Here is a 26,758-nt window from a genome sequence, read left to right on the forward strand (position 1 = left end):
CTTTACCCCAATGCCTGCCCTGCCCGCCCCCTACCCCACTGCTGCCCCCGCCACGCCGGGCGCAGCCCCGATTTCCTTCCTGGCCAACACCGCCCGCGAGCTGCTGGACCGCTACGGCTCCGGCCCGCTCGATGAGCTGTCCGATATTGTGGTGATAGTGCCTACGCGCCGCGCCGTGGTGTATTTGAAGAACGAGCTGGCGCTGGCGCTGCCCGGCGGCGCGCCGCTGTGGGCACCGCGCGTGGCCGCCATGGAAGACTACATGGTGGAGCTGGCCGGCATACAGGTAGAAGAGCCCATTGCCCTGCAATTACTGCTCTACGACATTCTGAAGGGCATCGACACCGGTCTTGATTTCGACAAATTTGTGGGCTGGGCGAGTATGCTGCTCAGCGACTTTTCCAACCTCGACCAAAACCTGGCAGACACCCACAAGGTGTTCGAATACCTGAGCGAAGCCAAGGCCCTGGAGCGCTGGGACCTGACCGCGCTGCCGCCCAAAAGCCAGGCCGCCGCGCACTCCTTTAGCTTCTGGGACCAGCTGGAGCGGGTGTATCACGAGCTGCAGCGCCGCATGAAGGCCAACCACCTCGCCTACCCCGGCCTGGCCTACCGCCTGGCCGTGGAAAAGCTGGAAAAGATGCTGAAAGACCCGGCGCAGGCTGCGCCGGCCCGCCACGTTTTTGTGGGGCTGGGGAATTTGTCGAGGTCCGAGGAAAAGCTGATTCGCCTGCTGCTGAACGCCGGCCGGGCCGAAGTGCACTTCGACGCCGACCCGTTTTACCTCGAAGCTGGCTCGCCCAACCGCGCCGGCCAGCACCTGCGCCGCTACTTCGAGCAGTGGAAACTGCCGCTCGATAATTTTGGCGGCGGCGTGGAGTGGCTGCGCGGCCAGCCCCACCACATTCGCTACCTGGGCGTGGCCAACCCCAGCATGCAGGGCAAGCTGGCCGGCCAGCTCCTGGCCGAAGCCCGCCAGCGCTACCCCGACGCCACCGTGGCCGTGGTGCTGCCCGACGAAACCCTGCTCCTGCCCGTGCTCCACGGCCTGCCGCCCAACGAGGTGCCCGACTACAACGTGACCATGGGCCTGAGCTTCCAGGCCACGCCGCTGTTCAACCTGGTCGATTTGCTGTTTGAAGTCCACCTCACTGGCATCCGCGAGGGCAGCCAGGAAACCGGCTATGGCGTACCGCGCTACCACCATCTGGCCGTCAGCAAGCTACTGAGCCATCCCTTCCTGCGCCGCTACCAGCACTGGCAGGACCAGCAGGCCGACCAGCCCCAGTACCACGGTATTCTCGACCAAGTGTGCCGCGAAATTGTGCGCCTGAACGCGGTTTTGTTGCCCGCCGAAGAGCTGCTGAAGCTCGGCGCGCACCATCCGCTCATCGAGGCCCTGTTCAAAACCTGGGACAACTGCGACGACATTATCGCGGCCTGCTACGCCGTTATCGACCTGCTGCGCCAGGTGTACTCGGCCGAAATAGCGGATACGGACCGCGAAACCGGACTCGGGGCCGAATACCTGTACCTGTTCTACACCCTCGTCAAGCAGCTCGATTCGGCCTTCGACTGCCGCGAGCAGCGCCTGTCGGTGCGCTCGTTCCGCCGCTTCCTGTATGAGCAGATGGGCCGCACCCGCCTGCCCTTCTCCGGCGAGCCGCTGGCCGACGTGCAGGTGATGGGCCTGCTCGAAACCCGCGCCCTCGATTTCGACCACCTCATCATCCTCAGCTGCAACGAGGGCGTGCTGCCGGCCCCCAAGCGCCAGCAGTCGCTGTTTCCCTACGACGTTCTCACGGCCGCCGACCTCCCCACTTATGCCGATGCGGAGGCCATCACGGCCTACAATTTCTGGCGCCTGCTGCAACGCGCCCAACGGGTCGATTTAGTACACGTGCTGCCCGGGGCCGAAGGCATGAAAAGCGGCGAGCGCAGCCGGTTCTTACTGCAGCTGCAGAATGACTTACTGCCCCAAAACCCGCAGCTGGTGCTGGAAGATTTAACCGTTTCGGTTCCCTCAACGGAGTTAAGAGTTAGGAGTGAAAAGTTAGGAGTTAAAGCAGCAGCAGCTATTGATTCAACTCCTAACTCTTCACTCCTAACTCTTAGCTCACTCCAAGGCGACCTCGTCCTCGAAAAAGACCCCGAGATGCTGGCCGCCCTGCGTGGCGTGCTCGAACGCAACATCTCGCCCTCCCGCCTCAACGATTTCCTGGCCTGCTCGCTCCGCTTCTACTTCTCGAAAGTGGCCCGCTTCCACGAAAACGATGCCGTGGAAGAAACCCTCGAAGCCAGCAGCTTCGGCACCATGATGCACGAGGCGCTGGAAAATCTGATGCGACCCTTCGAGCAAGATGCCCGTTCGATTACGGCCGAGGATATTCCCGCGCTTATCAAGCAGGCCCCGGCCGAGGTGCAACGCGCCCTGCGCCAGGAAGAAAGCGAGAAGCACGCCCGCGCCGACGAAGGCCTCAACCACGTGTACGGCCAGGTAGCCACCCGCCTGGTGGTGCGCCTGCTGGAAAGCCTCACCGAGCAGCCCGGTATGCTGCCGTTGCGCCTTTTTGGGCTTGAAAAGGAACTGGCCGCCACCATTTTTGTCGATGTGCCGGGCCAGGCCGAGCCGCTGGCGGTGCGCCTGTTCGGTTACGCCGACCGCGTGGATGAGCTACCCGACGGCCGCCTGCGGGTAGTGGACTACAAGTCGGGGCTCGTGAAAAAGAGCGACCTGCAGCTGCGCGGCTACCGCGACAAGCTCACCGCCGCCGAAGCCACCGACCGCCTCCTGCACGAGCCCAGCACTAGCGCCGACAAGGTGCGCCAGCTCTGGCTCTACCGCCTCATGCTGGCCCACACCGTGAAACGCGAAACGGCCGAAACGGCTATTCTCTCGCTCCGGAACATCGACGAAGGCCTGCTCTCCGCCGACCTCAGCTTCCTCACCGAAGGCGGCGAAGACTTCGTAGCCGTTTCCGAAGACTTGGTGCGCAAAATCGTCCTCCGCATCCTCGACCCCACCGAACCCATCCGCAAAACCGACGACTTCACAAAGTGCGAATACTGCCCCTATAAAGGCATCTGTGCGAGGTGATTGTGGCACAGCGCAGATACTTTCTCAAGGTTCACCATTTTACCGAAGCAGGTTTGGGGCAGTCTGATTATCACAAGAAATACCAGTTCAGCTTCCTTATATGAAGTACCTGTTGGGGTTAATTTGCTTCTTTTTTTGCCTATCTGCTTCGGCGCAGCGGCCCCCGTTCACCGTTCACCGTTCATTCCATTTCGCTGCCTAAAGAGCTGGAATTTTATGATAATCAGTTTTCCGGGCTGGCAGTCAGCTCCAGTAAGCTGTTTCTACTCTCGGAAAGCCGGCTGCAGGACCGTGCGGAGGCCAAGCTCTATACCCTGAAGCTGGCAGACCTGGACCGCAAGCTGCTCGATACCGCGTACGTTTTGCCTTACCAGAAGCTCCCGCTTAACCAGCTCCCGGCGCTGCGCACCAAAATACTGGTCGCAGGGCAGCAGTACGAAGGACTGGAAGCCATGCTCATCGACGGAAATGACATCTATTTTTCAGTCGAAACCGCCACCCCTTCCACCAATTGCTATCTGCTAAAAGGGAGCCTGACTGCGAGCGCCGTGGTGATGGATACCACCTTCCTCACCCCGCTGGCCAAGCCATTGACCGCCGATGGCCAGCATATTTACAACGCCGGATTTGAGGCGATGGCGCAGGCAAAAAAGCAGCTGGTTGCGTTCTTCGAATTCAACTCCTTTCCCGGCCAGAACTACGCCTACGCACTTTCCAAGCGCCCTGCCCCTGCCTTGGGTAGCCCGCCCACGCTACCCTTCGCCCCGCTGCCATTCCGCATCACGGACATGACGCCTACGGGCAGCAACCACTTCACTGCAATCAACTACTTCTTCAAAGGGGGCGGCGGCGATGCCGTTTACCGCACCCCCGCCAGCGATACCACCAACACGAAACTCATCACCGACCGCAACGGATTCGAAAGCTACTGCCGGCTGGTCGATGTCGTTTTCAAAGACAACCGCTTCACCTGGCAGCTGCTGTGGGAGTTGCCGGAGCAATACTGGGGCTACAACTGGGAAGGCATCGCGGCCTACAACAACGGCTATTTCATCATCAACGACAAATACACGCCGAGCCGCCCGTACCGCACCACGCTCCTGTATATACAAGCCACCCGCTGATTCCCATTTAATTGGCTACGAAGCTGACCAACAACAGCCGATAAAGCCTTCTTTCCGCTGGGCAACCCCGTCAATCCATCCTCTCAGCAGAATGGGTATCTTGCGCGACGCGCTATCCAAAAGGGCCGTAATTCCCCATCAGCGCAGTTTTTCCCACCCGTACCAGACAACTACTCATCCAATGTCAACCACCAACATTCCCCCCGCCAAAGACGAATTCATGCAAGCCGCCATCGACGAAGCCCGCCTGGGCCGCTCGCAGGGCGGTATTCCCATCGGCTCGGTACTCGTGCGTGATGGCAAAATCATCGGCCAGGGCCACAACAAGCGCGTGCAGGAAGACTCCGCCATCAAGCACGGCGAGATGGATTGCCTGACGAACGCCGGCCGCCAGCGCAGCTACCGCGACACCGTTATCTACACCACGCTGATGCCCTGCTATATGTGCGCCGGCACCATCGTGCAGTTCAAAATCCCCAAGGTGATGGTGGGCGAGTCGCGCACCTTCGGCGAGTCCCGCGCCTTCCTCGAAAGCCACGGCGTGGAGGTGGTCGATATGGACATGCAAGAGTGCGTGGACATGATGAATGAGTTCATCGAAGCCGAACCCGCCCTCTGGAACGAGGATATTATGGAAGAATAAACCTCTATGCATTAACCCGGTACGTCATGCCTCGGCTACGCTCGGCATGACGTGCTTTTTTATCTGCTATGCCCCTACTTCCGCAGCACCCGCCGCGTAAAATCCGACAGTACCAGCGTGCCGCTGATGCCGGCCCGCTCCGTGAGCAGGGTTTCCCAATGCTCGGTACCCTGCCAGAATACCTGCTTCATTGCCCGCAAAGCGTCCGGCGCATAAGCCGCCAGTTTACCAGCAAAAGCAGTTACCGCAGCATCCAGCGCGGCGATATCTTCCACCACTTCGGCATATAGGCCCTTTTCCTTCGCCCAGGCGGCGGGACGGAATTCGCCCGCATCCAGCGCCAGCTGCTGGAAGGCGGCGGTGCCAATCTTGCGCTCCACGGCCGGGCCCACCACGAAGGGGCCGATGCCCACGGCCAACTCACTCAGCTTCACGGCGGCGTGCTGGGTAGCGAAGCAATAATCGGTAGCGGCGGCCACGCCCACACCACCACCCACGGCCTTGCCCTGCACCCGGCCGATGATGATTTTAGGCGCAGTGCGGCAAGCATTAATTACCCGGGCAAAGCCGGAGAAAAATTCCAGGCCCTGCTCCTTGGTTTCGATGGTCAGCAGCTCATCAAAGCTGGCCCCGGCGCAGAAAGTGCGCTCGCCTTCGCTTTTTAAGACAATGACCTTTGTGGCTTCATCCTGCCCGGCGTGGGTGATGGCCTGGGCCAAATTATTGAGCACGCGGCTGGGCAGGGAGTTGTGCGAAGGATGGAAAAACGTGATGGTGGTGATGCCGGCGGCATCGGTTGCGGCCGCGACGTGGCCAGCAGTGAGGGTGTTGCTCATGGGTGGGTGGGGCTTATTTTAGAAAAATAGAACGGTCATGCTTCGGCGGCGCTCAGCGAAGCTGTTTAGAAAGTCCCCGAACGGTCATGCAGCGCGCAGCGAAGCATGACCGTCGCATCCTCAGGCCCGTTCAACGATGCAAGCAAGATGCTTCGCTGCGCGCTGCATGACCGGTTGAGTACCTTTTGTGACTTTCTAAACAACTCCAGCATGACCGTTTACTGTTGACGTTCAAATTATTCCTGATTCTTTTTCTTCACCATCGTCAGAATGGTAGCCACGGCCACGGTTTCGCTGGTTTCATCCGTCACCGTCACCAGCCAGCGCACAATGCCTTTGGCGATGTCGGCTTCGTCGCGCTTTTCCTGGCCCACTTTCTCCTTCACCGTCAACTTCACGCCGATGGTGGTGCCGGGGTACACCGGCTTGGTGAAGCGGCATTCGTCCAGGCCGTAGTTCAGCAGCACTGGGCCTTTGCGCGGGTCCACGAACATACCGGCCGCTTTCGAAAGCACATAGTAGCCGTGGGCCACGCGGCCGGTGAAGAGCGTGCCCTCCAGCGAAGTAGCATCGACGTGGGCGTAAAAATTATCGCCTGAAATTCCCGCAAAGGCGCTGATGTCAGCCTCCGTCACGGTATGGTTGTGGGTGGTGTAGGTTTCGCCGATTTCCAGCTCCTCGAAGTACTTCTGAAACGGGTGCTTGTCGTACTCCACCTGCTTCGCACCGGTCTGATACACCTGCGTGATGGCCGTAATCATGCTGGGCGAACCTTGCAGAGCCACGCGCTGCATGAAGTGCTCCACGCCCCGGATGCCGCCCATCTCCTGCCCGCCGCCGGCCCGGCCGGGCCCGCCGTGGATGAGCTGCGGCAGCGGCGAGCCGTGGCCCGTGCTTTCCTTCGCCATCTCGCCGTTGATGACCAGAATACGGCCGTGGTGCGTGGCCGCGCCGAGCACGAAATCCTGGGCCACTTGCGGGTCGTTGGTAGCCAGCGAGCACACCAGCGAGCCTTTGCCCATGTTGGCCAGCGTCACGGCCTCCTCCACGTCGTGGTAAGGCATCAGCGTCACCACCGGACCGAAGGCTTCAATTTCGTGGCTGTCGAGGTGCTTGAAGGGCTGCTCATTCAGCAGCACGATGGGCGAGGTGAAGGCGCCCTTGGCGAAGTCGGCGCCCCGGTCCTTGCCCAGCAATACCAGCTCATCGAGGCTGCCGTACACGATGGGCGTGTTCCGAGCCAGGTGCCGCACCCGCTCGCGAAACGTTTCAGCCTGTTCGCGGCCAGCCAGCGCGCCCATGCGCACGCCATCGGCCTGCGGGTGGCCCACCGTGGTTTGGGCCAGCAGCTTGCCGAGGGCAATCTGCACGTCTTCCAGCATATTTGCGGGCACAATGGCACGGCGGATAGCGGTGCATTTCTGCCCGCACTTGGCCGTCATTTCCTTGCGGATTTCCTTCACGAACAGGTCGAATTCCGGCGTGCCGGGCCGCGCATCCGGCCCCAGCACGGCGGCGTTCAGCGAGTCGGCCTCCATCGTAAACGGCACAGCTTCTTCGATGATGCGCGGGTGAGCACGCAGCTTGCGGCCGGTGGCGGCCGAGCCGGTGAAGGTCACCACATCCTGATACGTAACGTGGTCGAGCAGGCCCTGGCCCGAGCCCACCACCAGCTGCAGCACACCCTCGGGCAAAATGCCGGAAGCAATGATTTCGCGTACCACGGCCTCCGTGAGGTAGGCGGCGGGCACGGCGGGCTTCACCACGGCGGGCATGCCGGCCAGCAGGTTCACCGCAATTTTCTCCAGCATGCCCCAGATGGGAAAGTTGTAGGCGTTGATATGCACGGCCACGCCCTCACGCGGCACCATCAGGTGCTGGGCCATGAAGGTGCCGCCCTTGCTCAGGCTCACCGGCTCGCCCTCCACATAAAACGGCTTGTCCGGAAACTTACGGCGCAGCGAGGCATTGGCAAATAGGTTACCGATGCCGCCCTCAATGTCAATCCACGAATCGGCCCGCGTGGCCCCGCTCCGGTAGCTCAATTCGTAGAACTGCTCCTTCTTGCTATCCAGGTGGAAGGCCAGCGCCTTCAGCATCCGGCCCCGCTCGTGGAAGGTCATTTTGCGTAGCTTGGGGTTGCCCACGCGGCGGCCGTAGTCGAGAATCTGGGCAAAGTCGAAGCCTTCGGTATTAGCCAGGGCGATGACTTCGCCGGTGCTGGCATCGAGCAACTCCTGGGGCGAGCTGCCGCCAGTGGTCCAGCGGCCGAGGGTGTAGTTTTCGAGGGTGGGAGTCATAGCAGGTTGACTTGTAGCGCATGCTTTAGCTTGCGCCGGTAAGGGAGGTTGAGATGAACAAGCTAAAGCGTGTTCTACAGGAATAACTTGCCCTCGCGCACCTTGCGGCGCAGCAGTGGGCTGGCGCGATACCGGTCTTCGTGGTACTCGGCGTAGAGGTCGTCGAGCGTGGCCAGCACGGTGGCGGGGCCCAGCTCGTCGGCCCAGGCCAGCAGGCCTTTGGGGTAGTTCACGCCACGGGTCATGGCCAGCTCCAGGTCGGCGACCGAGGCCACGTTCAGGGCCAGCGCATCCACGGCTTCGTTGATGAGCATGGCCACGATACGACTTACAATCCGGCGGCCCAGGATTTCGTCGCGGGTGGGCTCGGGAGCTACCACATCGGCGGCATAATTGTAAAAGCCCCGACCCGATTTCCGGCCGTAGTAGCCGGCCTCAAACAACCGCTTTTGCGAGAAAGAAGGCTTGAAGCGTGGGTCGTAGAAAAAGGCAGCGAAGACGGATTCCGTCACCCGGTAGTTCACATCGTGGCCGATAAAATCCATCAGGGCAAACGGGCCCATGCGGAAACCGCCCAGCTCGGTCATGGCCCAGTCGATGGTCGCGAGGTCGGCAATGCCTTCTTCCATGATGCGAATGGCCTCACCGTAGAACGGCCGCGCCACGCGGTTCACGATGAAGCCCGGTGTGTCCTGCGTGAGCACCGGCAGCTTGTTCCAGCTGGCCACCAGGGCCTTCATTTCCTCGGCCAGGCCCGCCCGCGTCTGCAGGGCCGGTATCACTTCCACCAGCTGCATTATCGGGGCCGGATTGAAGAAGTGGATGCCCACAAACCGCTCCGGCCGCTCACAGGCCGCTGCAATCGACGTGAGCGACAGCGACGACGTATTGCTGGCCAGCACGCAATCGGCCGAAACCACACCTTCGAGCTTGCGAAAAAGCTGCTGCTTCACCCCCAAGTCCTCCACAATGGCTTCAATGACCAGTTCGCAGTCCGCAAAATCCTGCATGTCGGCAGTGGCGTGCAGACGGCTGCCCGCTGCTTCGGCCACTTCGCTCGTCAGCTTGCCTTTCGCGGCCAGCTTCCGCAGGCTATTCTGAATGCCGGAAACGGCCCGTTCCAGCGCACCGGCGTGCTGGTCGAGCAGCCGCACCGTGTGCCCGGCCGTGGCCACTACCTGCGCAATGCCCGCGCCCATGGCCCCGCAACCGATGATTCCGATGGTTCTCATTGGCCGGTGAAAGTTGGTTGGCGTTTTTCGATGAAAGCGGCAACGCCCTCGCGGTAGTCGGTGGTGTTACCGGCGCGAAGCTGGTAGTCGCCCTCGGCGCGCAGCTGCTGGGCCACGTCGTTGGCGAAGGTGCTGTTCAGCAGCTGCTTGGTGTAGGCCAGGCCTTTGGTGGGCATGGCGGCCAGCTTGCGCACCAACGCAGCCACATCCTGCTCGAAGGTTTCATCGGCAAATGCCTTGTAAATCATGCCCATCTGCACGGCTTCGGCGGCGCTCACTTTGTCGCCGGTCATCATCAGGGCGCTGGCCCGCTGCATGCCGATAAGGCGCGGCAGAAAGTATGTCCCGCCGCTGTCCGGAATCAGCCCAATCTTGCTGAACGCCTGAATAAAAGAGGCTGACTCCTTGGCCACTACGATATCGCAGGCCAGGGCAATGTTGGCCCCCGCCCCGGCGGCCACGCCGTTCACGGCCGCTATCACGGGCTTGTCGAGCTCCCGAATCAACATGATGATGGGGTTGTAGTGCTGCTCCACAATGTCGGCCACTTCCGGACTGTCCGGCCCAGTGATTTCGGCCAAATCCTGGCCCGCGCAAAAAGCCCGCCCGGTACCGGTAATGAGCACGGCCCGCACCGAGGCATCGGCCTGGCAGTCGCGCAAATGCTGCTGAAACGCCAGCGCCAGCGGCTTATTCACGCTATTAAAAACCTCGGGCCGGTTGAGGCGAATGGTGGCGATGCCGTTGTCCAGCGAAAAAATCAGGGGGTCGTTTTCAGGCATAATTAAGGAAGTGGAAAGCAGGAATAAATGCCTGTCATCCCGAGCTTGCGAAAGGCCTTATCACGTTCGCATCAGTGGGATTGCGGCAAACTGTTCTTCCGCAATAAGGTCCTTCGCAAGCTCAGGATGACAGATTTGAACATTGAATCAACTATGACATTTGAAGTAATCGAATGGCTCGCGGCAGTCGTCGCACTGGTACAGCGCTTTGCAGGCCGTGGAGCCAAACTGGCTGACCAGATGCGTGTGCTCCGACTTGCAGAGCGGGCAGCGTACGGCCGTTTCTTTCCCAAATAAATTGAGGACGTGGCCACTGGCTGTCCCGTCAATCGGCGGGGCGATGCCGTAGGCTTCCAGCTTCTCGCGGCCGGCTTTAGTCATCCAATCAGTAGTCCAGGCCGGGCTTAGCTGATTGTTGATAGTCAGCTTGGTATAACCTTCCGCCATCAGCCGCAGCCGGATATCGGTGGCAATGGTATTCATGGCCGGGCAGCCCGAATACGTGGGCGTAATGCTCACCGTAATCTGCTCGCCCTCCACGCGCACGGCCCGCACAATGCCCAGGTCCAGAATGCTGAGCACGGGAACTTCAGGGTCGGTCACTTCTTCCAGCAGCTGCCAGATGTGGGCTTCGGCGGGAGGCGCGGGCGCTACCATGTCAGACCGGGAAACGTGCGCTGCATGTATTGCAGCTCGGTCAGAATATAGCCCAGATGCTCGGTGTGGCGGCCGTCCTTGCCGCCAGTCAGCATGAAAATCTGCTGCGGAATGGCAAGCGTGGCTTCCGTCAGCACGCGCTCGGCGTGGGCCGTCATGCTGGCCTGAATATCCTCGTATTCCGGAATCAGGCCCATGGCTTGCAGCGATTTTTCCAGCGCCGTGGGCGTCGTCAGCTCGCCCGAGAAGCGCCACAGCTCCGTAATGGATTTCTCCACGCGGCGGCGGCTTTCCGCCGTGCCGTCGCCCAGCCGGATTATCCACTCTGAGCTCCACTTGAGGTGGTAAGTGGCTTCCTTCAAGGACTTTTCGGCGATGGCAGCTAGCCGCTCATCGGCATTAGTGAGCAGCTGCTTGAGAAAGTGGTAGTGGAAGTTATCGAACAGAAACTGCCGCACCACGGTGTCGGCAAAGTCGCCGTTGGGCTGCTCCACCAGCAGCGGGTTGCGGTATTCAGTGGCGCTGCGCAGGTAGGCGAGGTCGTCTTCGGTGCGCCCCTGCCCTTCCAGCTCGGCGGCGTATTGGTAGAGGCTGCGGGTTTCGCCCAGCAAATCGAGCGCGATGTTGGCCATGGCCAAATCCTGCTCCAGAATGGGCCCGTGCCCGCACCATTCGCTCAGCCGGTGGCCCAGAATCAGGCTGGTATCGGCGAGCTGCAACACGAACTGAAACAGCTGCTGCCGCACCGCCGGCGTGTACGTAGCCAGGGCCGGGTTTTCCGTCGAAGCAAATTGCATATCGTACTGCATTACATGTGTTTAATGGAATCCGGCACCTGGTAGAAAGTGGGGTGTCGATACACTTTATCATTGGCCGGGTCGAAGAAGGCTTCCGCATCATCCGGGTTGGAGGCGTGGACGTGCTTCGACTCCACCACCCAAATACTGATGCCTTCCTGCCGACGCGTGTACACGTCGCGGGCATTCTGGATGGCCATCGCGGCGTCGGCCGCGTGCAGGCTGCCAACGTGCTTGTGGTCAAGCCCCTGCTTGCTGCGGATAAAGACCTCCCACAGAGGCCATTCGGATTGATTCATCTTTATTACTTAGGAAGTAGAACGTCATGCAGAGCGCAGCGAAGCATCTTGCCCGTCACAACTAATCCAAGCGGTTTAATTGCGTTGTGCAGTAACGATGCTTCGCTGCGCTCTGCATGACGCTCTGAAAATTATTGCTTGTAATGCTACGCCGCTACCAACTCTCGCTCAGCGCGCTTGGCCGCGTGCGCCATGGCGGCCTCGCGCACCCAGGCACCTTCCTCGTGGGCCTTCACGCGGGCCCCGAGGCGGTCGCGGTTGCACAGGCCGTTGCCTTTCACCACCGCCCAGAACTCGTCCCAGTTCACCTCGCCGTAGTCATAGGCCTGGCGGACTTCGTTCCACTGCACTTTTTCGTCGGGCACAGTCAGGCCCAGGAATTCGGCCTGGGGCACCATCATATCCACGAATTTCTGGCGCAGCTCGTCGTTGGTGAAGCGCTTGATGCGCCAGTTCATGCTCTGGGCCGTGTTGGGCGAGTCCTCGTCTTTGGGGCCGAACATCATCAGCGTGGGCCACCACCAACGGTTCAGGGCTTCCTGGGCCATGGCTTTCTGCTCGGGTGCGCCTTCGCACAGCGTCTGCATTATCTCGAAGCCCTGGCGCTGGTGGAAGCTTTCCTCCTTGCACACGCGCACCATGGCCCGGGCATAGGGGCCGTAGGATGTGCGGCACAGCGGTACCTGGTTCAAAATGGCGGCACCGTCTACCAGCCAGCCCACGCAGCCCATGTCGGCCCAGCTCAGCGTTGGGTAGTTGAAAATGCTGGAATACTTGGCTTTACCCGAATGCAGGTCGGCCAGCATCTGGTCGCGGGTGGTGCCCAGCGTTTCGGCCGCGCTGTAGAGGTACAGGCCGTGGCCCGCCTCATCCTGCACCTTGGATAGCAGAATGGACTTGCGCTTGAGCGAAGGGGCCCGCGTAATCCAGTTGCCCTCGGGCAGCATCCCAACCAACTCCGAATGAGCATGTTGCGAAATCTGCCGAATCAGCGTCTTGCGGTAGGCATCGGGCATCCAGTCCTTGGGCTCGATGCGCACGTCGGCATCAATGCGGGCCTGGAACTGTTCTTCGGGGGTAAGGTGCTGGGTGGGATTTTCCATAGGAAGTCAACAAATACTAACAAGCGTTAGTTTCTCAAAAGTAGCGAAGAAACCGTTAATATGCGCGGCTCATACTTTAACCGAGTTATCACCCAATATGTCCTGCACATACATCATTTTAGTGAGTACAATGAGGATGGCCATGATGGGCGTGGCCAAAATCAGCCCAAAAATGCCCGCATAGGAGCCGATAACCAACTGCGCAATAAAGATGAGGGCGGGCGGCATCGAAATTAAGCTTTTCTGAGCCAGCGGCGTGAGAATATTGCTCTCTACAGCCTGCACGCCCAGGTAGAGCAGCACAATATAAAGAGCTTCCTGCGGGCCGCCATTAAAGAAAGCCAGCAAAATAGCCGGAACCATAGCCACCAGTGGCCCCAAGTTGGGAATGAAGGTGACGAGGCCGGCAAACAGCGCCAGCGCGCCCACCAGCGGCATGCCCAGCGCCCACAGCCCCAGGGCGGTGAGCACGCCCACCATCGTCATCGAAAAAAGCTGCCCCAGAAACCATTTAATGAGCGTTGAGCTCACTTTATCCAGCACTTCGTTGGCCCGGTCGCGGCCGGCTTTGGGCACCAGCATCACGATGCCGGCCCGGTACAGCTTGGGCTGAATGGCAATGAACAGCGCCAGAAATACCACCACATACACATCAGCCAGCACACCGATAGTAGTCGAAAAGATGCCCGTGGCCCGGCCCAGCCACTCCGAGCCACCCCCCAGAATCTTCTTGTAGCTCAGGTTTTCCTGCGACAGCCATTCGCCCCAGCGGGTGCCCGCAATGCGCTCCTGAAAGCTGCGATAAGCCTCCGGCAGCTGCTCGCGCATCTGGCTGGCCTGCTCGCCAATCCGGGCTGAGAACAGCCAGCCCATGGTGCCCAGCAGGCCCAGCACCAGCAATGCTACCACCGCCAGCGCCAGGCCATTTGGTAGCTTGGTGCGGCGGTGCAGCCACTCGGCGCCGGCCCGCAGCGGCAGCGCAATGAGCAGCGCCGCCAGCACCCGCAGCAATACGGCGAAGGCCGTGCCCAGCAATCCCGTTATCAGCAGCACCGCCAGGGCAATGCCGACCGTAATGCCCACGCGGCGCACAAAAACATGCTGCGACAATCGGCTAGCAACGGGCGTAAACTGGTCCATCCGGCGGCGTTAAAGCGTTGGCAACTACTGGTCGAAGTCCACCGCTACCGTTTCGGTGGTGGGGCGGGCCTGGCAGGTCAGCACGTAGCCTTTGGCTATTTCTGTATCCGACAGGGAGTAGTTTACGTCCATTTCTACCTTGCCGGCCGTCACGCGGGCGCGGCAGGTGCTGCACATGCCGTTTTTGCAGGAATACGGCGCATCCACGCCGGTTTCCAGCAGCGCATCGAGGATGGTATTGCCGTAGTACGACATCTCCAGCACGCGGGTATTGCCGTCGAGCTGCACCGTTACGCGGCTATGCTTGTCGTCTTCGCCCACGGGCGGCAGCTTGGGCTTGGGCGCCCCGGCGGCCCCGGCATTGGCCGAGCCAAACATCTCGAAGTGAATCTTATCCAGCGTCACGCCGGCCTCGGTGAGGGCGGCACGCACGCCGTTTATCATATCCTCCGGCCCGCAGATGAAGCACTCGTCAACCTGGCTGGCGGGCACAATCTTGTCCAGAAACTGCGCGGCCTTGGCCTGGTCGATGCGGCCGAACAACAGGTCCGATTCGCCCTGCTCACGGCTCAGCACATGGTACACGCTGAGCCGGTTCAGGAACCGGTTTTTCAGCCCTTCGATGCCTTCCTTAAAAATGATGGAATTGCGGCCCCGGTTGCCGTACACCAGCGTAACCTGGCTGCCCGACTCAGTGAGCAACACGGTTTTGATGATGCTGAACACCGGCGTAATGCCGCTGCCGGCCGCAAAAAACAGGTAGTTTTTGACCTGCTCCGGATGTAAAGAAGTGTGAAAGTGGCCGGCGGGCGGCATCACGTCCAGCTCCTCGCCCACGCGCAAGACATCCACGGCCAACGACGAAAACCGCCCCTGCGGCACCTTCTTGATGGCCACCTGCCACTCGCCTTCCAGCGGGCTGCTGCAAATGGAATACGAGCGCCGCAGCTCCTCGCCATTGTGCTCGCGCCGAAACGTGAGGTACTGCCCCTGCGTGAACGCAAACGTCTCGCGCAGTTCCGCCGGCATGTCCAACGATACCACTACGCTGTCCGGGGTTTCCCGCTGAATGCGCTTGATTTTTACTTTATGGAAGCGGCTCATTATTAATTTTTTGCCAGGCCATTCAACAGAATGGTCATGATATCATCTTCCAGCTCCTGCGCCGTGACGCCCCGGCCCGGCCGGTACCATAGCTCCACCCACCGCACCGCCGACAAAATGGTGAACAACGCCACCGAGGCGTTCACGGGCCGAAACTCGCCGGCGGCGATACCGCTTTCAATCAGCGCCGCGAAGCCCTTCTCGTACTGCTTGCGGGCGTCTTTAAATTGCTCCAGCTTGCCGCTGGTCAGGTATTTCCAGTCGTTGTTGGCCACCGACACGGCCGCGCCGTCCTCCAGCATCAGGTTGATGTGCAGGCGCAACAGCTGCTTCAGCTTGTCGCCGTTCGAGCCGGACATCTGCTCCACATCAGCCAGCTGCGCGATGTAGGTATCGGAAACGTGAAAGCAGAGGTGCTCCAGAATCTCATCCTTCGACTTGATGTGGTTGTACATGCTGGCTGCCTCCATGCCCACTTCGCCCGCTAGGTCACGCATCGACGTACCGCCGAAGCCTTTCAGCTTGAATAGCTTAGCGGCCTCGTCCAGAATAATCTGGCGCTTGTTCAGTTTCTTGCTCATGCGCTAAGCGGGCAAGGACAGGGCGTGGCAGTCCGGCTGCAATACAGCGCAAATTGCTCAATATCAGAATTGAGGACCATACAATGAGAAAGCGAAGGGTGGGAATTGGGTAGCTCAAAGGTACAGCCGCCTATTAAACTAACAAATGTTTGTTATTGCCTGGCGCTCATTCCGGCCACCCGCAGGGTTGGGTAAGCGCCAATCATCTCGGCATATTTTGGCAATGCAACCACAGTTTCCCACTACTTTGCAAGTAACATCATATTTTCAATAATTTTATCGTCTTAATTATCAGTCTAGTGAGTGTTCACTTACAGATAGTGAGCTAACACTCATTTTAGAAAACAAAAGCTTCCCTACCTTTGTCTCGCTGCCGAGCAACATCTCACCCATTTGCCAGGCAGCCAAATTCCCACGTTCTGTTTAACCAGATGAACTCCCACCCCGTCTGGAAACATTTGCTGAAAATGACGTTGCCTTCGCGCTAGAGGGTTCCAACAACCAGTTTATCAGCCTATTACAGCCGGCTAAATCGAATACGTTCGATTTAGCCGGCTGTACCTTTTGGGGGTAATCTGAGCCATTGGGGTTTTTAATCCGGATGGCTTAGAGTACCTTACCTAAAACTCGCATTTTCCCAGCCCGAAGCCGTTATTTTGGGCATTCATCTTCTTCATCCGGTCTGGCCAATGACCAGTCATTCTAAAATCGAACAAACGGCCCTGCAGCTCTTCGGTGAGCGCGGGTACGACAATACCTCTACCCTGCTCATCGCAAAGACGGCCGGGGTTTCCGAAGCCTTGTTGTTCAAGTATTTCCTGAGCAAAGAGAAGCTTTTTGAGTACCTGATTAAACAGGGCTTCCAGCGCATTGTGGAAGCCAACCGGGGCATTCTCGCCGAGAAAGACCCCCGGGCGCTGATTGAGAAGACCATCGACCTGCCCTACAAGTTGGTGCACGACGAGCCCGATTTCTGGAAAGTGCAGGACAAGGAGTTTAGCAAGCCACTGGTACAGAAGTACTTTCAGCGATTCATGAGCCCCATTGATAGCCTCCTGAAACAGGCCTTTGTACAGCTGGGTACTGATGACCCGGAAATGATGACGCTGCGGCTGCTGCTGCTTATCCAGAGCCTGTGGCGCAACCTGCTGTATGAGCACGATGAAAGCCTGCTGCGCGTGGGTGAACACCTCAAAAACACGTATGTGCAGGGACTGCCGCTACCCAAATAAAGCAAGGTTTGATAAAAATTCAGCGTGCTTTTATCAGCAAACAACCAATTGATTGTCAAATAATTAAATAATAAAAACCCCTTACTGAATAAGCTGCTACCCGGGTAGTGAAAGGCCGGCTTCTCAACGTTTACATCTACGGTTCCCAATTTTGCGTTGGTAAAAGTGCCGTTCACTTTTCTTGCCCATGCCCCATCACGCCGTTCACCGCTTGCTGCGCCCGCTATTGCTTTGGCGGGCACGCCACATCAGTGAGCGGATGTATATGCTCATTCTGAGCATGTTGGTGGGTGCGGCGGCGGGCCTCGCGGCAGTGGTACTGAAAAACTCGGTTCACTGGGCCCAGGAGATGCTGCGCATGGGTATTTCGGAGCCCAACCGGGTATTTGCGCTTTCGGTGTACCCGGTTATCGGCATTGCGCTCACGGTTCTTTTCACCAAGCTGTTTCTGGGCGGGCAGCTGGGGCGCGGCATTGCCCCCATCATCTACAACACCGCCCGGGAAGGCAGCGTGGTCCCGCGCTCCAAGCTGTATTCGCAGCTGGTGACGGCCTTTTTTACGGTCACGTTTGGGGGCTCGGCCGGCACCGAGGCCCCAATTTCGGTTACGGGCGCGGCCATTGGCTCCAACGCGGGGCGGATACTGCACCTGGACCGGCGGCGGCGGCGGCTGCTCACGGGCTGCGGGGCGGCGGCGGGCGTGGCGGCCATCTTCAACTCGCCCATCGCGGGGGTGCTGTTTGCGGTCGAAACCATTTTGCTGGAGCTGCCGGCGCAGTATTTCATTCCGCTGCTGATTTCGTCGGCCACGGCCACGGTGATTTCGAAAGCCCTGTACGAAGGCCAGCCATTCGTGCTCATCACCACCAGCTGGCCGGTCGATGCGGTGCCGTTTTACGTGCTGCTGGGGCTGTTCACGGCCTTCTTTTCAGTGTATATGATTCGGACCTACCACTGGTTCGACCGCTTTTTTGAGCGTTGGCCGGGCCTGAACTGGCGCAAGGTACTCGTGGCGGGCAGTGCGCTGGGCGGGCTTATTTTCCTGTTTCCAACGCTGTATGGCGAGGGTTACAACACGGTGGAGCTGCTGCTGCGCGGCCACGCCGACCAAATCACGGATGGCAGTATATTCTCTGTTTATCAGGATAATAACCCCTGGCTGCTGCTAGTACTGGTGCTGTTCAGCATGATGCTGAAGGTGGTAGCCACGAGCATTACGGTGGGCGGCGGCGGCAACGGCGGCATGTTCGGCTCGTCGCTGTTTGCGGGGGCACTGGCGGGGTTTTTCTTTGCCCGGCTCATCAATTTGAGCGGGCTGGTACACATTCCGGAGGTGCATTTTGTGGTGTTGGGCATGGCGGGTACGCTGGCGGGCGTGATTCATGCGCCGCTCACGGCCATTTTTCTCATTGCCGAGATTACCGGCGGCTACGCGCTGTTTGTGCCCCTGATGGTGGTTACCAGCAGCTCCTACCTGATTACCAAATACTTCGAGCCGTATTCGGTGTATACGCGCAAGCTCACGCTGAAGGGCGTGGACGTATATGCCAACCGCGACCGCGGCCTGCTGGCCCAGCTGGACCCGCGCAAGCTGCTCGAAACCGATTTTGTGCCCGTGCGGCCCAAAACGACGCTGGGCGAGCTGGTGGATATTTTCCGCCATTCGTCGCGCAATTTGTTTCCGGTGGTGGCAGCCGGGGGGCGGCTGCTGGGCGTGGTCAGCCTCGATTCGGTGCGCGATGCGCTCTTTGATGATGCCCACTACGGCACCACCAGTGTGCGCGAGCTGATGAAGCCCGCCCCGGCCGTAGTAGGCCCCAATGATGACCTGGAACACACCCTCAGCCTGCTCGACCGCCACGGGGCGTGGGCCCTGCCGGTTTGTGAGGAGGACGGCCGCTACCTGGGCTTCATTCTGAAATCGGCTATTCTGGCGCGCTACCGCAAGCAGCTGATTCAGGAAAGTGAGGCTTGATGCTACACTTGAAGTCTGTCTAAATAGGCGCTGAAAAGCACGTTATGCTTCGCTCCGCTCTGCATGACGCCCTATTTGGATAGGTTCTTAATGAGGAATGAAGAATGAGGGATTTACTTTTGTGAGGTTGTTTATTTTCACCTTTCACTCTCAACTCCTCATTCTTAATTCTTCACCAAGCATCGCGATAATCGGTGGCGGCCCGGCGGGCTTGCTGGCTGCTCAGTGGCTGGCCGGGCGCGGCTGGAAAGTGCAGCTTTTTGAAGCGCAGGGCACCGTGGGGCGCAAGTTTCTGGTGGCGGGGCACGGCGGCTTCAACCTAAGCAATTCGGAAGATGCCGCGCATTTTGCTGGGCGCTACGGGGCCGCAAGCACCCGCTTCGGGGCGCTGCTGGAGCACTTCTCGGCGGCTGATTTGCGGGCCTGGGCCGCTGACTTGGGCATTGAAACCTTTGTGGGTACCAGCGGGCGCATCTTTCCGGTAGCGGCGCACAAGCCCGCCGATTTGCTGCGGGCCTGGCTGGGGCAGCTGCGCGAGCTGGGCGTTGAAATCAATACCCGCCACCGCTGGCTAGGCTTTGCGGGCGCTACCGGCCTGCGCCTGCGCGATGAAAGTACCCGAGCCGGGGCCGGCCGCGAATTCATCATCGAGCCCACGGCTACGGTATTGGCGCTGGGCGGCGCAAGCTGGGCCAAAACTGGCTCCGACGGCGCGTGGGTACCGCTGCTGGAGGAAATTGGGGTGCCGGTAGTGCCCTTCGCGCCGGCCAACTGCGGCGCGGAAGTAGGCTGGTCGTCCTTCTTCCAGGAAAAAGTAGGCCGGGCACCGCTCAAAAACATTGCCCTGCGTGTGAACGACGGCCCGGCCGTGCGCGGCGAGCTCATGCTCACCGACTACGGCTTGGAAGGCACGCCGGTGTACGCCCTCACTCCCGGGGTGCGGGCCGCCCGGGCGGCGGGCGGGCCGGCCGTGCTGCACCTCAACCTCAAACCCGACCTCCCCGCTGCCACGCTCCTGCAAAAGCTGCGGCAGCCGCGCGGCAAAGCCTCCTTCCCGGAGTTTTTGAAGAAAACGCTGCACCTGGGGCCACCCGTGCCCACGCTGCTGCGCGAGGTAGCCCCCGAGGCGGCGGCTTTGCATCCGGAAGCGTTGGCGGCCTTGCTCACGGCGGTGCCGCTACACGTTGCCGGTCTGCGGCCCCTAGATGAGGCTATTTCTACGGCAGGCGGCGTCGCCTTCGCGGCCGTAGACGAGCACCTGATGCTGCGGCTGCGGCCCGGCACCTTCGTGGCCGGCGAAATGCTGGACTGGGAGGCACCGACTGGCGGCTACCTGCTGCAGGGCTGCTTCAGTACCGGGGCGTGGGTGGCGCGTGGAGTGGCGTTGCGCTTAATGAAGAATGAGGATGATAACCTTCCTTATTCCTGATTAAACACGGAGCTTTTTAGCTTTTTTATCGGCTTCGCGGAGGATTTCGCGGGCTTCGCCAAGCAGGCGGCGGCCGGGATTTAGTTCGTCGCGGGCGATGAGGGCAAACAGCAGAAAGAAAGAAACCAGCGGCAGCAGCCAGCCCAGCGCAAACCATAGCCAGAACGACCGGCCCCGGCTATCGGCGCAGTACCCGGTCAAAATCGGAATAAAAGATATGGCCACCACCACCACAAAAAGCATGTCGATGAAAGGCATAGGCTTGCGGAGTTGGAGAGGTGAGGGCGAGACGGCTACCATAGCCGGCGTGGTACCGAAGATACGGCTTTTGGATAAATGATTTAAGCAGTCAGGCAGGAAATTTGTTTCGGCAGACCACTATCCGGCCATTTTTTGCGTAGTTCGGGCTGAAGTCGGGCCCGCAGCGGGGTTCGGCCGTTCTGTATTTGCCCATGTGGGAACACCAAAGTCTGTTTCGCGTTTCTGCCCAACTCTTTGCCGAGGGGGTTTTTAATCTCCTCGACCGCAATTTGCGGCCCGAGGTTTTCTTGCTGGGATTTGCCTCGGCCAAGGAAGGCGACGAGCCCGATTCCGTAGTGCTGGAGCCGGTTTCCGTGCGCTATTCGCCGGCCGATTTTCGGGACGTGAAATCCAATGCCACGGCCCTCGAAGCCAATAAAGGCCCGCAGGGCTCGGTGTACCACCTGCACCCCAACGACCACGACCGGTTTGAGAAGCAGCACTGGTACGAGCTGATGTGCCAGGCCACCGAAAGCATCCTGCAAAACATTAATACCAGCCGCCACGAAAGCCGCCGCTCGTTTTGCTCTACGCCGGTGAGCCTGCAGGGCTACCTCGTGACGGTGGTGCTGCAGATGTCGGCCGATTGCTACGATAATTACTACGCGCTGCCCAAGCCCGGCGCGGGCCGTCCCGCCAACCTGCCCCACGCGGCCGTGCTGGAATTTCTGCACGACTGCACCCGCGCCCTGCGCGAAGCCGACACCGCCGACAACGACCAGCCCGTCCTCGACCGCGATTACAACGAAGTGCTGCGCTCGGCCGGCCGCCGGCTGATGCTGCGCGTGGCCCCCGCCGGCACCCATGGCCTGTACGACGCCTGCAACGGCGTGGCCGCCCTGCGCCACGAGGGCGACGAAGGCATCGGGACCATGCTGGTGAGCCGCCGCCAGCACCCGGCCGTGGTGCCCGTGCTCACGCTGGAAACGCCCGTGCCCATGCGCGACCACCGCTCCATTCGCAAGCTGCTGGAACTGAGCGAAGGCTATACGGCCCTGATTTCGGATGCCTCGCACGTCTTTGGCCTGGGCCAGCTCGTGCCCGAGTCCGACTCGCAGTTTGAGCCGCTCGTGACGGTGCATTTCACCAACCACTACAGCTGGGAGGTGAGCCACGCCGGCCACGTGCTCATGCGCGTGGTGAGCAACACGCCCCGCCTGCCCCAGGGCCAGGTGGCGGCCGAAAACTTCGCCCGCATCGTGCGAATCGTATTTCCCAGCCTCGACCACGACAGCATTGGCTACCTCTGGGATTTGGCCCAGCAGGCCACCAAGCAGCCCAACGGTACCATCCTGGTTATCACCACCGGAGCGGTCAACGAGGCCAAACGCCTCACCCGCCAAAGCTTCCGCGTGGTGCCGCGCATCATGACGCCCTCCGTGCTGCGCCTCGTCACCAATATCGACGGGGCCGTGCTCATCGAGCCCAACGCTATGTGCCACGCCATCGGCGTCATCCTCGACGGCCTGGCCACCGAAAGAGGCGACTCCTCCCGGGGCTCGCGCTACAACGGGGCCCTGCGCTACGTGAGCAGCAGCAAATACCCCGTGCTGGCCGTGGTGGTGAGCGAGGATGGCTGGATTGATTTGCTACCGAGCTAGGAATCGCCTGTCATTGCGAGGGGGCACGATATTCCGCGAATTAAGCGGCGTCAATCCGTCCTGTCAAAACCAGATGCTTTTTTCATAGGACTTACGCATTTGGGGGTACTTTAAGCAAAACCGCCCGCTCATGCTGACCCAAACCGCTTACAGCGAGTACCTGCTCAGTACGCCCACGAACTACACCTGCACGCATTTGGCCGCCCATCTGCCCGATGTAAGCCACGACCAGGTGAATCGATTTTTGCGCATGAGCACACTGCCAGTCAATCAGTTGCGCGAATTAGTTCAGCCCTTGCTCCACGATTCGCCGGAGGCTTTTCTGCTCGTCGACGACAGCGTACAAGACAAACGCTACAGCCGCTTTATCGCCCTGGCCAAGCGGCAGTATTCGGGCAACGTGCACGGCATGGTCACCGGCATTGGGCTGGTCAATTTGGTGCATAGCAGCGGCGAAGCCGGGGATTTCCTCCCCCTGGATTACCGCATCTACGCGCCCGACCAAGACGAACAGACGAAAAACGACCATTTTCTGGCCATGTTTGACCAGGTTGTGGCGGAGGGCAAACTACTGGCACGCACCATTTTATTTGATTCCTGGTATGCGGGCAGCACGAATTTGAAACGCATTCATCGTGCCGGTTGGACGTTTTTCACGACCCTGAAAAGCAACCGGTTGGTGAGCCTGGCCAAAGAAAGCGGCTACCAAGGCCTGACTACGCTGGAGCCGCCGCCCGGCGGTTGGAGTCAGGGCGTGGAAGTGCGCCTGAAAGAAGTGCCCTTTGGCGTAAAACTCTTCAAGCTAGTGGCCACGAACGGCGACATTGAATGGGTTATTACCAACCACTTGGCTGCTCATCTGACCCGCGAAATGGTGATTGAAGCCGTGCAGGTGCGTTGGCAGGTCGAGGAGTTTCACCGCAGCTTCAAACAGTTGACGGGGTCAGAGAAGTGCCAGTGCCGAAAGGAGATGGCGCAACGCAACCACTTGGCCTGTTGTTACTTGGCCTGGGTATCGCTGCGTCAACACGCCCGCCGCATGGGGCAAACTATTTATCAGGCGCACCAACAGCAATGGGCACCCTACCTGCGGCAGCTGCTCCAAAAGCCAATCATTCAAGCACTTGTATAGTCGAGTGCGTAAGTCCTATTTCAATAACAGAACGCCCCGGCACTACTCAGTACCGGGGCGTTCTGTTATTGAAAAAAGCTTTGTCACATCTCGGAATTGGTTGCATTAAGAGAACGGGTTAGCTATACTTTCCTTCGTTACCATGGCCTGTGCGCTCGCAATGATAGGCCAAAAACTGAACTTGCCGCAGCATTTCACACTACTTATAAAGTCCTTGCTAAACTTCTGTCAGCAACAAAAACCCCGGTACTGCACAGTACCGGGATTTTGTCACATCTCAGGGTTGGTCGCATTCAGAGAACGGATTAGCTACGCTTTCCTTCGGTTGCCACGACCTGCGGCCTCGCAATGTGAGGCATTACCCGTTCACCGAGCCCATCATGGCCTCGGGGTATCGCTGGCCGGCGGCGGCTTTGCCCTTCGGCGCGATTTCATCCAGTTGGGCCAGCTCGTCCTTGGTCAGTTCCACTTCCAGTGCGCCCAGGTTCTCTTCCAAATATTTCACGCGCTTGGTGCCGGGGATGGGCACAATTTCCTCGCCTTGGGCCAGCACCCAGGCCAGGGCCAGCTGGCTAGCGGTGCAATGTTTCTGCTTGGCCAGGTCATTGATTCGGGCCACTAAATCGAGGTTTTTCTGGAAGTTTTCGCCCTGGAAGCGGGGTGTGTGGCGGCGATAGTCGTCCTCGGCCAGGTCTTCGAAGCGCTTAATCTGGCCCGTGAGGAAGCCCCGGCCCAGCGGCGAATACGGCACGAAGCCCACACCCAGCTCGCGCATGGTGGGCAGAATCTCATCTTCCGGCTCGCGGCTCCAAAGCGAATATTCAGTTTGTAGGGCCGCGATGGGGTGCACGGCTACGGCCCGGCGCACGGTGGCCGGCGCGGCCTCACTCAGGCCCAGAAAGCGCACTTTGCCCTCCTCCACCAAGCGGCTCATAGCCCCCACAGTTTCCTCGATGGGCGTGTTGGGATCCACGCGATGCTGGTAGTACAGGTCGATGTGGTCGGTGCCGAGGCGCTTGAGACTGGCCTCGCAGGCTGCTTTCACGTATTCGGGCCGGCCGTTGATGCCGCGCCGGGTGGGGTCATTGAGGTCGCGCTGAATGCCGAATTTGGTGGCCAGGATGATGCCGTCACGCTTGCCTTTGAAAGCGCGGCCCACCAGCTCCTCGTTTTTGAAGGGGCCGTACATATCGGCGGTATCGAAGAACGTGACGCCCAGTTCCAGAGCGCGGTGCAGGGTGCGGGTGCTTTCGGCATCGTCCTGACCGGCGTAGAAGTCGGACATGCCCATGCAGCCCAGGCCTAGGGCCGATACAGTAAGGCCGGAGCGGCCCAGTTGGCGGGTTTTCATAAATGGTGATTTGGTGGATTGGTGAATTTAAATCTGTTATCCTGAGCAGAGCGAAGGACCTTATCACCGCTGAGCTGTTTGCATTAATAACAAAAGGCCTCAGCCGTGATAAAGTCCTTCGCTACGCTCAGGATGACAAACTGGTTACTTCCACTTTTGATTTCGCACCTATTCCAATCCCTTGCCTCCCACGCGCCTCACCCTTCCCTCATGGCTACCGGCCGTACCTTTGCCCCGTGAAAAGCTTCCTTAAAAATGCGCTCCGCGCCGCCGTCGTGGCCTCCGTGCCCGTCTTGGCCGCCTGCTCCTCCCCCAATAAGCCCATCAGCGAAAACGGGGCGGCCTCGCCCGCCAGCGCCGCCGAAATGGCCCTCATGGACCAGCACGACTCCCTGATGGCCCAAACCAGCAAGCTCTACGAGTTCAAAGCCAAGCTCTCCGGCTATCACACCGAGGCTGTATCGCCCTACATTCACGGCCTGCTGGCTGCCGATGCCGCCATGATGGGCTGGATGCACCAGTACAAAGCGCCCGATACCACGGCCGCACCCGCCATCCGCCTGGCTTATTTCGAGCAGCAGCGGCAGGTGCTCGATGCCGTGCAGCGCCAGTATAAATCGACCCTCGACTCGGCCACCCGCTTCACCACCGAGCACCCCGCCGCCGGCGATGTCCGGCCTTCTTCCAAGTAACTCCCGATGTTCAAACGCCTCCTGCTGCTGGCCCCGCTGGCCGCCACCCTGCTCACCACCGCCTGCACCGAGCCGCCTAAAGAAGCCGCCACACTGCCCATTATGGGCGAGCGCGACGTGCGCCCCCGCGCCGACGGCGGCCCCGCCGATACCGTGTTTGCCACCGTGCCCCGGTTCCGCCTCGTGGACCAGGCCGGCCAGACCATTACCAACCAAACCTTCGCCGGCCGGGCCTACGTGGCCGATTTCTTCTTCGCCACCTGCCCGGGCATTTGTCCCAAAATGCAGGCTGAGCTGCTGAAAGTGTACGCCAAGTTCGGCCAGGACCCGCGCCTGTCTATCCTGTCGCACACCATCGACCCGGCCCACGACACTATCCCCGTGCTCAAGGACTACGCCCAGCGCCTCGGCATCACGGATGCCAGCCGCTGGCACTTTGCCACCACCGGGGCCCACGGCGAACCCACGGCCAAGGACACGGTATTTCAGCTGGCTAAAGCCTACTTCACCGCCGCCCAGCCCGACCAGCAGGCCCCCGGCGGCTTCGCCCACAACGGTACCTTCGCCCTCGTGGACGACCAGGGCCGTATTCGCGGCCTCTACGACAGCCTCAATCCCAAGGAAGTGACCCGCCTGCTGGCCGAAATCCCGGTGCTGCTGACCGAGATTGACGGGCGCAAAAAGGGCGTGACCGGGAAGTAAGCACGAAGCACGATGTAGGGGCGGGGCTTGCCCCCGCCCGCCATTGAACGGCACCGTTGTAACGATGCGACCGTCCGGGCGGGAACAAGCCCCGCCCCTACATCGGTAACTACGCACCAACCCGAGTTTTTTACTACTCAATGCCCTTTCGCCCCCAATTTCTGCTCCCAGCCTTGCTCCTGCTGCTCTCCGGCTGCTTCAGCAACAACCGCCACCAGGGCGAAAAGCTCTATGTCCAGCACTGCGCCAGCTGCCACGGCGACCAGGGCCAGGGCCTGGCCCGCCTAATCCCGCCGCTGGCCGGGGCCGACTACCTGGTGGACCACCGCGACGAGCTGGCCTGCCTGCTCCGCAATGGGCAGAACGAGGTAATTGTGGTGAACGGCGTTGGCTACCACAACATCATGCCCGGCAACAAGGGCCTGAGCCCCGCCCAGCTCACCAATTTGCTCAACTACATTGAGAGCCACTGGGGCAACGAAGGAGCTCCGCGCACTATTAGTGACGTGCAGGCTCAGATTGATAAGTGCCACTGAGGGGCATTCAGGCGTTTATCGTTATTTGTCAATCTGAGCGCGGCGAAGGACCTTATCAAATCTGGACAGCTGCGATAATCCAAACGGGATAAGGTCCTTCGCCGCGCTCAGGA

General features: G+C 60.1%; 24 protein-coding genes. 11 read left to right on the plus strand and 13 right to left on the minus strand.

Translation table 11 applies throughout. The features are described 5' to 3' along the window. The first annotated feature begins 10 nt into the window (after positions 1–10). The 3 genes from KQ659_RS12680 to KQ659_RS12690 all read left to right on the plus strand — a co-directional run bounded on the left by KQ659_RS12680 (position 11) and on the right by KQ659_RS12690 (position 4,864). Complete coding sequence (locus KQ659_RS12680; RefSeq protein WP_216688477.1) at positions 11–3,097, plus strand: PD-(D/E)XK nuclease family protein; 3,087 nt, start codon at positions 11–13, stop codon at positions 3,095–3,097. Positions 3,098–3,459: 362 nt separating this feature from the next. Next, positions 3,460–4,221, plus strand: a complete 762-nt coding sequence (locus KQ659_RS12685) for a hypothetical protein (protein WP_216688476.1) — start codon at positions 3,460–3,462, stop codon at positions 4,219–4,221. A gap of 181 nt (positions 4,222–4,402) precedes the next feature. Beyond that, a complete protein-coding gene (locus KQ659_RS12690) occupies positions 4,403–4,864 on the plus strand; it encodes a nucleoside deaminase (RefSeq protein WP_216688475.1) in 462 nt (153 codons plus the stop codon). 74 nt (positions 4,865–4,938) lie between these two features. Here KQ659_RS12690 and KQ659_RS12695 read toward each other — a convergent pair whose 3' ends face one another. From KQ659_RS12695 to KQ659_RS12745, 11 genes are all read right to left on the minus strand, one after another. Next, positions 4,939–5,700 (minus strand): enoyl-CoA hydratase/isomerase family protein, encoded by a 762-nt coding sequence (locus tag KQ659_RS12695; protein ID WP_216688474.1) that lies wholly within the window; start codon positions 5,698–5,700, stop codon positions 4,939–4,941. A 236-nt stretch (positions 5,701–5,936) separates the two neighbouring features. Next, positions 5,937–8,000, minus strand: coding sequence for a phenylacetic acid degradation bifunctional protein PaaZ (gene paaZ, locus KQ659_RS12700; protein ID WP_216688473.1), 2,064 nt, complete (start codon positions 7,998–8,000; stop codon positions 5,937–5,939). Positions 8,001–8,074: 74 nt separating this feature from the next. Further along, positions 8,075–9,232 (minus strand): 3-hydroxyacyl-CoA dehydrogenase NAD-binding domain-containing protein, encoded by a 1,158-nt coding sequence (locus KQ659_RS12705; protein WP_216688472.1) that lies wholly within the window; start codon positions 9,230–9,232, stop codon positions 8,075–8,077. Further along, complete coding sequence (locus KQ659_RS12710) at positions 9,229–10,014, minus strand: enoyl-CoA hydratase-related protein (RefSeq protein WP_216688471.1); 786 nt, start codon at positions 10,012–10,014, stop codon at positions 9,229–9,231. Before KQ659_RS12710 ends, KQ659_RS12705 begins: the two co-directional genes overlap by 4 nt. A 147-nt stretch (positions 10,015–10,161) precedes the next feature. Further along, entirely contained in the window at positions 10,162–10,671 is a 510-nt protein-coding gene (gene paaD / locus KQ659_RS12715; protein WP_216688470.1) for a 1,2-phenylacetyl-CoA epoxidase subunit PaaD, read from the minus strand. Further along, positions 10,665–11,468: a 1,2-phenylacetyl-CoA epoxidase subunit PaaC gene (gene paaC / locus KQ659_RS12720; protein WP_216688469.1), complete on the minus strand. Its 804-nt coding sequence runs from the start codon at positions 11,466–11,468 to the stop codon at positions 10,665–10,667. The genes paaD and paaC overlap by 7 nt, the downstream gene beginning before the upstream one ends. A gap of 11 nt (positions 11,469–11,479) precedes the next feature. Further along, positions 11,480–11,767 (minus strand): 1,2-phenylacetyl-CoA epoxidase subunit PaaB, encoded by a 288-nt coding sequence (gene paaB / locus KQ659_RS12725; RefSeq protein ID WP_168675518.1) that lies wholly within the window; start codon positions 11,765–11,767, stop codon positions 11,480–11,482. 146 nt (positions 11,768–11,913) lie between these two features. Then, positions 11,914–12,870, minus strand: coding sequence for a 1,2-phenylacetyl-CoA epoxidase subunit PaaA (gene paaA, locus KQ659_RS12730; RefSeq protein WP_216688468.1), 957 nt, complete (start codon positions 12,868–12,870; stop codon positions 11,914–11,916). 69 nt (positions 12,871–12,939) lie between these two features. Then, positions 12,940–13,980 (minus strand): AI-2E family transporter, encoded by a 1,041-nt coding sequence (locus KQ659_RS12735; RefSeq protein ID WP_226929966.1) that lies wholly within the window; start codon positions 13,978–13,980, stop codon positions 12,940–12,942. A 54-nt stretch (positions 13,981–14,034) separates the two neighbouring features. Further along, a complete protein-coding gene (locus tag KQ659_RS12740; protein WP_216688466.1) occupies positions 14,035–15,114 on the minus strand; it encodes a 2Fe-2S iron-sulfur cluster-binding protein in 1,080 nt (359 codons plus the stop codon). A gap of 2 nt (positions 15,115–15,116) precedes the next feature. Beyond that, on the minus strand, positions 15,117–15,695 hold the full coding sequence (locus KQ659_RS12745) for a TetR/AcrR family transcriptional regulator (RefSeq protein WP_168673287.1): 579 nt from the start codon (positions 15,693–15,695) through the stop codon (positions 15,117–15,119). A gap of 689 nt (positions 15,696–16,384) precedes the next feature. On the opposite strand from KQ659_RS12745, the gene KQ659_RS12750 reads away from it, so the two are divergent. The 3 genes from KQ659_RS12750 (at position 16,385) to KQ659_RS12760 (ending at position 20,331) form a co-directional block, all read left to right on the plus strand. Continuing rightward, the gene (locus KQ659_RS12750) at positions 16,385–16,927 is read left to right on the plus strand and encodes a TetR/AcrR family transcriptional regulator (RefSeq protein WP_168673288.1); all 543 of its coding nucleotides are present in this window, start codon (positions 16,385–16,387) and stop codon (positions 16,925–16,927) included. 187 nt (positions 16,928–17,114) lie between these two features. Beyond that, positions 17,115–18,902: a chloride channel protein gene (locus tag KQ659_RS12755; RefSeq protein WP_216688465.1), complete on the plus strand. Its 1,788-nt coding sequence runs from the start codon at positions 17,115–17,117 to the stop codon at positions 18,900–18,902. A 127-nt stretch (positions 18,903–19,029) separates the two neighbouring features. Beyond that, complete coding sequence (locus KQ659_RS12760; RefSeq protein WP_216688464.1) at positions 19,030–20,331, plus strand: BaiN/RdsA family NAD(P)/FAD-dependent oxidoreductase; 1,302 nt, start codon at positions 19,030–19,032, stop codon at positions 20,329–20,331. Here the strand turns inward: KQ659_RS12760 and KQ659_RS12765 are convergent, their stop codons facing one another. After that, positions 20,332–20,589, minus strand: coding sequence for a hypothetical protein (locus KQ659_RS12765; protein ID WP_216688463.1), 258 nt, complete (start codon positions 20,587–20,589; stop codon positions 20,332–20,334). A gap of 194 nt (positions 20,590–20,783) precedes the next feature. Between KQ659_RS12765 and KQ659_RS12770 the strand changes: the two genes are divergently transcribed. Both KQ659_RS12770 and KQ659_RS12775 read left to right on the plus strand, forming a co-directional pair. Further along, positions 20,784–22,232, plus strand: a complete 1,449-nt coding sequence (locus tag KQ659_RS12770; protein WP_216688462.1) for a diadenylate cyclase — start codon at positions 20,784–20,786, stop codon at positions 22,230–22,232. Between the two features lie 130 nt (positions 22,233–22,362). Beyond that, positions 22,363–23,364 (plus strand): IS701 family transposase, encoded by a 1,002-nt coding sequence (locus tag KQ659_RS12775; RefSeq protein WP_226915530.1) that lies wholly within the window; start codon positions 22,363–22,365, stop codon positions 23,362–23,364. Positions 23,365–23,722: 358 nt separating this feature from the next. On the opposite strand, the gene KQ659_RS12780 is transcribed toward KQ659_RS12775, so the two are convergent. Then, positions 23,723–24,715: an aldo/keto reductase gene (locus KQ659_RS12780; protein WP_226915529.1), complete on the minus strand. Its 993-nt coding sequence runs from the start codon at positions 24,713–24,715 to the stop codon at positions 23,723–23,725. 236 nt (positions 24,716–24,951) lie between these two features. Here KQ659_RS12780 and KQ659_RS12785 point away from each other — a divergent pair, with 236 nt between their 5' ends. From KQ659_RS12785 to KQ659_RS12795, 3 genes are all read left to right on the plus strand, one after another. Further along, positions 24,952–25,407, plus strand: coding sequence for a hypothetical protein (locus KQ659_RS12785; RefSeq protein WP_216688461.1), 456 nt, complete (start codon positions 24,952–24,954; stop codon positions 25,405–25,407). A gap of 6 nt (positions 25,408–25,413) precedes the next feature. Next, the gene (locus KQ659_RS12790; protein WP_216688460.1) at positions 25,414–26,109 is read left to right on the plus strand and encodes an SCO family protein; all 696 of its coding nucleotides are present in this window, start codon (positions 25,414–25,416) and stop codon (positions 26,107–26,109) included. 140 nt (positions 26,110–26,249) lie between these two features. Then, the gene (locus KQ659_RS12795) at positions 26,250–26,645 is read left to right on the plus strand and encodes a c-type cytochrome (RefSeq protein WP_216688459.1); all 396 of its coding nucleotides are present in this window, start codon (positions 26,250–26,252) and stop codon (positions 26,643–26,645) included. The last annotated feature ends 113 nt before the right edge of the window (positions 26,646–26,758 follow it).

It is taken from the genome of Hymenobacter siberiensis (genome assembly GCF_018967865.2).
GTDB lineage: Bacteria > Bacteroidota > Bacteroidia > Cytophagales > Hymenobacteraceae > Hymenobacter > Hymenobacter siberiensis.